Source organism: Verrucomicrobium sp. BvORR106 (assembly GCF_000739655.1).
Taxonomy (GTDB): domain Bacteria; phylum Verrucomicrobiota; class Verrucomicrobiia; order Verrucomicrobiales; family Verrucomicrobiaceae; genus Verrucomicrobium.
The window spans coordinates 1-4,582 of record NZ_BATR01000189.1 but is presented as its reverse complement, the minus strand read 5'-3'; the positions used below and the strand labels follow the sequence as shown (position 1 = coordinate 4,582).

Sequence of the window (4,582 nt, the reverse complement as noted above, 5' to 3'; positions counted from 1 at the left end):
AAGAAAGGCCGTGCCTGCAGGCCGCAGGCCTTGGCTGGCGCGGTCAAATGGGCTGGTCACGTAGTCCCGCCCCCCGCACGTGACCAGCACCGTGCCGGTGCGGTTGTCGAGGATCACCACGGCAGCTTGCAGCTTGCCAGCCGCAGCGGCCTCCTTCTTGTCTGCGGAGGGCAGTTTGCTTTCAATCCTGGCGACATGATCACTGACCAGGGCGCTGATCTTTGCCTGGAGGGCGCCATCCACCGTGACGGAGACCGTCTTCCAAGGTCCCCCCTGCCCTGTCCGCGCCAGGGTCTCAAGCTCCTCCTCGACGGCCGCCAGCGCATAGTTCTGCCTGCCCAGTCTTGCGCCTTCCTCCAGGGTGCCTAGTGGGAGCCCCTGAGCGGAAGCCAGCGTGTTGGCGTCGATCATCTCCAGCCGGTGCATCCGTTTCAGTGTCAGGTCTCGAACCCGGCGGGCCGCCTCGGCATTGCGGAAGGGGGAGTAGGGCACTGGGGCCTTGATGATGCCGACGATCAAGGCTGCCTCATGAAGGGTGAGGTCCTTCACATCCTTGCCAAAGTAGCCGCGGGCGGCGGCCCCCACTCCGTAGAACCCGTGGCCCAGGTAGATGCGGTTCAGGTAACACTCCAGGATCTCAGATTTGGAGAAGGAGTTTTCAATGCGGCGGGCGACAAAGGTTTCCAATAGCTTCCGGTCGAAGGTTCGGCCCTTGAGGGAGAAGGTCTGCCGCGCCAGTTGCTGGGTGACGGTGCTGCCGCCTTGTTTCACAGACAGGTGGGCCAGATTTTTGACCATGGCCCGGGCAATGCCGACGTAGTCCACCCCGTGGTGCCGGTAAAAGCGCGAGTCCTCTGTGGCAATGAGTGCGTCGATCACATGCGGAGGGAACTCATCCAGCGGGACGAAGCCGCGGTTGTTGTCGTTCAGGCTGCCAAGGGGTTGACCGCTCCGATCCAACACCATGGTGGCGGTGGAGGTCTCCTTGAGCTTGCGCAGATCATACTTGGCGGCCCGCGCTCCATAGGCCTCGCTGAGCTGCCATCCACCGATGAACAGGGCGGCTGCGGTGATGCCTAGGACGAGGGCGCCGACCTTCCACCAACGACGCCATTTGGCATAGAGTGAAGGGCGGATTTCAGGCGAGGTCTTGGGATGGTCAGTCATCGTCATCGTCGTCGTCCTTGTCCTTCTTGGGTTTGTCTTCATCCTCATCGCCATCCCCAAAGAGCCGGAAGCGGCGACGTTTGGGTTCCTGCGGAGGGGGCTGGGTGATCTGAGCCGGAGGCGCGGTGGACGGGTCAACAGGAAGCGCCCGAGGCGGCACGGATGTGGTTGTCGATGGGGATACGGGCGCGCCAGGATCCTCCACCGCCTGGGCCTTGGGCACCGGGGTGCGGGGCAGGGGAGCTTTGTTTCCTCGGCCACTGGCCCCGTTGGATCCGTTGGATCCGTTGGAGCTGCGAGGCTCGGTGGGGACGGCCACGGGCACCTCAGCGGTCACGGGCTCTGCGATGGTAATGCTGGCGGGCGGAGCCTGTTCAACAACCGGTGGCGGTGGTGGTGAGGCTGGAGTGGACGGGTGCCGGGATGTGATGGATCGCGTGCGGGGTGCAGGTGCGGTGGCGACCACGCCGTTGCCACGTGTGATCACGGGGGACGGGCTCGTTCGGGTGCGGGATCGTGACTGACTCGGAACCGCTGAAGAGGGAGCCGCCGCCGGGTCTGGAATCACGGTCTGCTGCGCCGGCATGTCGTCAGAAGAGGATCTCGCGGTAAGCCGGATGGGAGGGCTGGCGGGTGCAGGCTCCTGCGGAGGGGCCTCCATGGCCGGGATGGCTTGAGCGGGTGGAGGGGGCGCATCTAAAGGCAGGCTGCCATCGGCCAACACCGGGGCGGGCACGGTCGCAGTGACGGGGAGGGCTGGAGGAATGCTGGGCGGCGGCGGCTGCTGGAAGAGCGGCTCTTCCAGTAGTGGTGCAGCTTGCTTTCCGGGGCGGATCCCATGCCTCGCCGGATCCTGAAAAATGGCAGTGAGGAAACTACCCACAACGGGTGCCGCCGTCTGCCCCCCGGAGACCTTCTCCCCGGGCTTGCTCTCGAGTGCGAGTGCGTAGGCCAGGGGGGGATGGCAGTCCATGAGGAATCCCGCAAACCAGATGATGTTGGCCCGCCGTCCGCCTGATGACCACTCCGCGGTGCCGGTCTTGCCAAACACCCGTTGCTTCTCCAGGCGAGCTTTGGTGCCGGTCCCCTGGGTGTGGTTCACCACTCCATACATGCCCACTCGCACGTGGTCGAGATCTTCAGAGCGATAGTCGAGCCGGTGCCGGATGGTGGGGGGAAAGTACTCGGTCACTTCCTGATGGGCCGACTGCACCTGGCTCACAAGGCGGGGCTGCAGTCTCCCCACGCCATTCGCCAGCGCTGCCATGGCCATGGTCACCTGTAGGGGCGTGGCCAGTACGTCACCCTGCCCGATGGAAAGGTTGGCGAGAGCCTGACGATTGGGCACCTTGCCGGGGAGTTCACCGTCCGAACTGACCGAGAGAGGGAAGGGATCGCGATTGCCGAAGCCAAAGGCCCGCGCCGCCTCCAGCACAGGGGTGCCTCCCGTGGCCAGGGCTGCCTGGTAGAAGTAGGTGTTGCAGGAGCGAACCATGGCCGCCTGAAGGTCGAAGTAGCCTGCGTCATTCTCAGACCAGTTTCGGAACTTCCTTCCGTCGATCTCCAGACTGGGGCCGCAGAGCAGTCGTGTCTGCGGCTGGATGTGGCCGGCCCTGAGGCAGGCAAGTGCCACGAAGGGCTTGAACACAGAACCCGGCGGGTATTGCCCCGCCACCGCCCGGTGGTGCAGCGGGCCATTGAGGTCTTTGATTAGTTCATCGAACTTCTCCTTGCTGATGCCTCGGGCGAACTCAGCGGGGTCGTAGACAGGAGTCGAAGCCAGGGCCAGAAGGTTGCCGTTTCTGGGATCGGCGACCACCAGTGCCCCAGGCCGTTTGGCAGCACGCAGAGCCTCTTCTGCACTCCGCTGGACCTCGAGATGCAGGGTGGTGATGACATCGCGACCGGCTTGCGGAGGGATCATCACCCGTTGCTCACAGGCGTGGGTGGCCCGGTCCACGTTGATGATGAGCAGGCCTGGCTGCCCGGCCAGCTGTTCTTCGAAGGCGGATTCTAACCCGTCCTTGCCGGCGATCTCCCTCCAGAGCGGTTCACCGTGATGCAGCGGCCCCTGCAAGGGCGGACCCACGGGTGACACATAACCAATGGCGTGAGCCGCGAGGGTGCCAGCGGGATAGTCCCGACGGTACTCGACCTGCCAGCGGGTGCCGGGCACGGCGCTGGCAGGGTGGCCCGTGGTGTAGGTTTCATCAAAAGTTTGAGCGGTGGGGACAGGGAGCTTGCGCCGGTGTTTGAAGTGATCCTCCAGAGCCGCGGCATCCGGCAATGCGACGCCGGGGAAGGCGCTCTGGAGTTTGGGCTCCATGTCGCGCAGCCATAGGAAATAATTCTCAGCAGTCTCCTCTTTCAGCGGTGGCACTTCGATCACCAGCCGCGAGGCGGTGGTCATGCGTGCGAGGGGGCGGCCTTCGCAGTCGAGGATCTGGCCGCGAGGAGCGGGGATCTTGAAATAGAACGGTGTGACCTCAGGGCGGGTCTGCACCGGAGCCGGGAGTGCCTCAGCTGCCTGGCCCGCGGTGGAGAGAAGCAAACAAGTCGCCACTATGCCCTTGCCCAAGCGGGCACAGGTGGGTCTGTGGGAGGGAGGGGACGTGGAACACTTCATGGAATGCGCGGGATCACGTTTTCAGTCCGTGTATCGCGCCTCCCTCCTGATCGGCTCCTTAATCCATCCCCCTTGATGCAGACCTGATGGGCAGTTCGGTGGTTGCCCGTGTTTCGCCACTGATACTCACTCGCAACTGTGAATGTGCGCAGCATGGCAAGTGCGGCTGGCTCGCAGGTGCCTAGTGGGCTGTAGAGGCGATGACGTGAGAAGGGTTGAGATTGAGGTTCGATGAAAATATCGCACCTCGCCTCCGGTGCGCTCAATGGTCAATCCCTGAGCCTGCTGTCCGTTTCTGAAAGATCACCATGTTGGGAACATGGGCCCAGGGGTGGGAATGGGGCTCGGTAGTCAGGATGTGACGGCAGAGACGGTTGACCCCGGCGAAGAGGTCGGAGTCATGCAGGGCAACGAAGCCGCCGTCAGCGACGAGGCTGCTCCAGGCATAGAAATCAAACCTGGCATGCAGGTACCTTCTTCGCGCAGGGGGCAAATCCGCGGAGTTGTCCCAACACGAAACCCCAACACAGTTTCACCGCTTAAAAGCCAATGCCATCAGGGAAAATAAATATTCCCCGAGAGCGAATGAGAGACGCTGCGGCGCATCCACTTCAATGTCGGCTGATTGTGCAGACTCATGAGGGCCGAAGGTCCGGCGTGATACCAGCCTTGGGCAACGCCCAAGGAATAGGTGACCAAATATCCCTTGAGGGCTGAAGGCCCGGCCTCATCAAGCCTGCCCACGACGAGCATCCCTGAATGACCCCGGGCCTACAGCCCTCACATGTT

The 4,582-nt window shown here is 63.4% G+C and carries 2 protein-coding genes; both read right to left on the bottom strand.

Annotation, left to right across the window (positions count from 1 at the left end):
- A partial coding sequence (locus BV106_RS33995; RefSeq protein WP_265596360.1) for a transglycosylase domain-containing protein occupies positions 1-1,167 on the bottom strand: 1,167 nt, incomplete at its 3' end.
- The gene (locus BV106_RS33990) at positions 1,160-3,793 is read right to left on the bottom strand and encodes a penicillin-binding transpeptidase domain-containing protein (protein WP_038172561.1); all 2,634 of its coding nucleotides are present in this window, start codon (positions 3,791-3,793) and stop codon (positions 1,160-1,162) included. The genes BV106_RS33995 and BV106_RS33990, both read right to left, overlap by 8 nt.
- Between the last annotated feature and the right edge of the window lie 789 nt (positions 3,794-4,582).

Excerpts from the sequence above, each read along its gene's own strand:
- BV106_RS33990 (WP_038172561.1), bottom strand. The coding sequence starts at position 3,793 with ATGAAGTGTTCCACGTCCCCTCCCTCCCACAGACCCACCTGTGCCCGC.